This window comes from Pseudoalteromonas sp. Z1A6, assembly GCF_011378745.1.
Lineage (GTDB): Bacteria > Pseudomonadota > Gammaproteobacteria > Enterobacterales > Alteromonadaceae > Pseudoalteromonas > Pseudoalteromonas arctica.
This window is the reverse complement of record NZ_WTKW01000412.1, coordinates 1-3,325: the sequence shown is the minus strand read 5'-3', so window position 1 is coordinate 3,325 and position 3,325 is coordinate 1. Positions and strand designations below refer to the sequence as shown.

At 38.2% G+C, this 3,325-nt stretch carries 2 protein-coding genes; both read left to right on the top strand.

Annotation, left to right across the window (positions count from 1 at the left end; translation table 11 throughout):
- The first annotated feature begins 99 nt into the window (after positions 1 to 99).
- On the top strand, positions 100 to 1,833 hold the full coding sequence (locus GQR46_RS17890) for a potassium/proton antiporter (RefSeq protein WP_165741831.1): 1,734 nt from the start codon (positions 100 to 102) through the stop codon (positions 1,831 to 1,833).
- A gap of 237 nt (positions 1,834 to 2,070) precedes the next feature.
- Positions 2,071 to 3,325: P-loop NTPase fold protein (locus GQR46_RS17885; RefSeq protein ID WP_165741829.1), on the top strand; the 1,255-nt coding region annotated here is incomplete at its 3' end.

Sequence of the window (3,325 nt, the reverse complement as noted above, 5' to 3'; positions counted from 1 at the left end):
GAGAATTTTTTAACGCAGGTAGCGACACGTTTAGCCCCGCAAAATGACTAAGTATTATTGCGGATTGGTATAATTCATATAAGGCTGTAAATCCACACTATGTTTGCAATTGATAATATCATTCTCGTTAGTGCCATATTAATTTTACTAGGAGTGATCTCGAGCAAGTTATCTGCACGCGTTGGCTTACCTGTGCTGGTGCTATTTTTACTTGTAGGTATGCTCGCAGGTGAAGACGGTATTGCAGGTATTTCATTCGACAACGCAGAGGCTGCACATGCTTTGGGTACTCTTGCGCTTGCCATTATTCTATTTGATGGCGGTTTACAAACGCCTACCAGTTCAATTAAACAAGTGTGGAAACCCGCGTCTGCTTTAGCAACCGTCGGGGTGTTATTTACCGCTGTAATTACAGGCCTTGTGGCCACTTATATTTTAGACCTGCCCATATTACAAGGTGTTTTACTGGGCGCCATTGTTGGCTCTACAGATGCCGCAGCAGTGTTTGCGCTTTTACGAAGTGCGGGTATTCACTTAAACAAAAAGCTTAAATCTACGCTTGAAATAGAAAGTGCCTCGAACGATCCAATGGCTATTTTTCTAACGGTTGGTTTGCTCGAAATGCTTGTTAACGACATGCCAATAGGGCTGGGTTTACTACAGTTATTTGCTCAACAAATGGGTGTTGGCGCTATTTGTGGTCTTTTAATTGGTAAGGTATCGGTTTGGTTTATTAATCGAATTAAACTAAATGCATCGGGTTTGTATTTAGTGATGGTAACAGCCTTTGGACTGCTTTCATTTGGCCTTTCTGCAACGCTTGGCGGCAGTGGTTTTTTAGCTGTATTTATAACAGGTGTTATTTTAGGTAACAGTAAGTTTGTATATAAACGCGGTATTTTTCTGTTTCATGACGGCTTAGCATGGCTTGGGCAAATAACCATGTTTGTTGTATTAGGGCTCCTTATTAACCCATCGTCATTGGTTGATGTATGGTTAGAAGGATTGCTTATTGCACTGGCACTTATTTTTGTTGCTCGCCCATTAGCTGTAGCGCCTATTTTAAAACTGTTTGGCTTTAATAATCGCGAAACTTTGTTTGTATCTTGGGTTGGCCTTAGAGGCTCAGTACCCATTATTTTAGCTATATTCCCATTACTATTTGGCCTTTCAGGGGCAGAGCTTATTTTTAATGTGGTTTTTTTCGTGGTGTTAATTTCAGCCACGTTACAGGGTTCAACAATGCCTTGGATGGCTAAAAAACTAAATTTAGTAGAGCCGCCACCTGATCTCGCTGCTGCAACGCTCGAAATCACAGCACTAAACGATATTGATATAGAAATTGTAGAATACACTTTAAGTGACGTTTCGCGGGTTTCTGGGCGTAGCTTGTCACATGCGGCACTTCCTGAGAGTGTGGTTGTTGCTATGATCACGCGGGGTCCGTCAATCATCCCGCCACGAGGCTCAACTAAGTTAAAAGCAAATGACCACTTATTTGTTGTTTTAAAACCAGATAACAGACCTTTTGTTGATTTAGTTTTTACAGCAACCGATAAAACAAACCATCAAGATAGCCACTTAGCGCACAACGAACTTAAAGTGAAAGGGGTAACGTTGGTAGGCGATATATTTTACTCTTATCACATGCAAATAGATGCCCCAGAAGAGATAAGCTTGGAAGAAGTAATTAACCAAAAGCTTTCAGGAGAAGTCAGCAAAGGCGATATTGTTGTTATTGGTAATGTGCAAATACGCGTTATAACAATGGTACATACACGCATAGTGACCATTGGTCTAAAGTATTTAAACAATCCAGAAAAAGACTTTTAAAGCCGTAATCATTTACAGTAATTTATTAAGTGGTGACAGCTCGTTTATAGCTACGTAGGTTGAGTGACACGAAACCCAACGGATCTCCAATCCACTTTGCAGCTTTAACGTTAAATATATGCATTGTTTTTGTAGGCGCTTAGCTTGCTAGCGCGTCGGGCGTTAGCCCGAAATAAATGCAACTGTTGATAATTCTATATTGCACTATATGAAAAGCATTATTTAAAAGGATATTAAATGACTGAAATTAAAGACTTCAATTGGAACACGGAAACTAACCGCTCGGTAGGTGAATATTTTCCTGCAGATAAATTAGATCGTGCTCGCTACGCAACTTTTTTATCAAGACTATTGGCTCAAGAAGGGTTTGACGAAACCAGACCTGATGAAGACCAAAAGAAAAACTATGTATTAAACTTAAATGCAGAATGGGGGGCAGGTAAAACATATTTTCTTAAGCGTTGGTCGCAGGAATTAATAGTAGATTACCCTGTAGTTTATATTGATGCGTGGCAGCAAGATTACTCAGACGATCCATTTTTAACTGTAATTGCGGGTATCATCAAGCAGCTTCAACTTCAGGCGAAGTTTAATATAACCATACCTAAAAGCGCCGTTTCGATATTTAAGGCTGTTGCACCTGCTATTGCACAAGGTTTAACTAAAAAGATATCTGGTATTGATTTAGATGAACTACATACATTGCTATTTTCTGATGATGAAATTGATAGCGACCAAAAGCAAAATTCTAATAAACTGACTGGCAGTGACTTTTCGCCCGCAGTAAAGGCGCTTGCACAAAATTTGATTAAAGATCATGAGGCTAAAAACAAAAGCGTTGAAGTTATAAAGTATAAGTTAGCTGATTGGGTAAGTAAGTTTGAAGAGCAAAAAGATAAGTCGTTACCCATATTTATTTTTATTGATGAATTAGACCGTTGTCGCCCAAGTTATGCAGTAGAAATGCTTGAGACGATTAAACATATTTTTGATGTTAAAGGAATAGTATTTGTTGTGGCTACGGATACCGAGCAACTTCAACATACAATTAAATCAATTTATGGTGAAGGCTTTGATGCTAAGATTTATCTAGGCCGCTTTTTTAATAGCCGCTATAGCTTAAAACGACCTGCTTTGAAGGATTTTTTATCAGTACATAGCGATACAATTAAATTTGGATCTGAGTATTTAGAAAGTAAAAAAATTGAGCTTCTCCCTCGGACAAAAACGCCCGAAACCGCTTTAGCTAATATCTCAGTTATATTAGATGCGTTTCATATACAACCTAGAACAGCGATTCAAATTACTGAACGTATAACTGCCATTATTACAAATTTACCAAGTGGTAAAAAAGTAGATGTACTCGTTCTCGCAGTTTTGTTTTGTATCCATGAAAAAGATCACCCTCTTTATGAAGAAATTATAAATGGTAGATTTAAGAGAACAAAATTAAATAAGAAAGGTGATACACAAAATATAAGGTTATCTGATT

Bases quoted from the DNA above. Each gene is read 5' to 3' on its own strand.
- GQR46_RS17890 (WP_165741831.1), top strand. From the start codon at position 100: ATGTTTGCAATTGATAATATCATTCTCGTTAGTGCCATATTAATTTTA.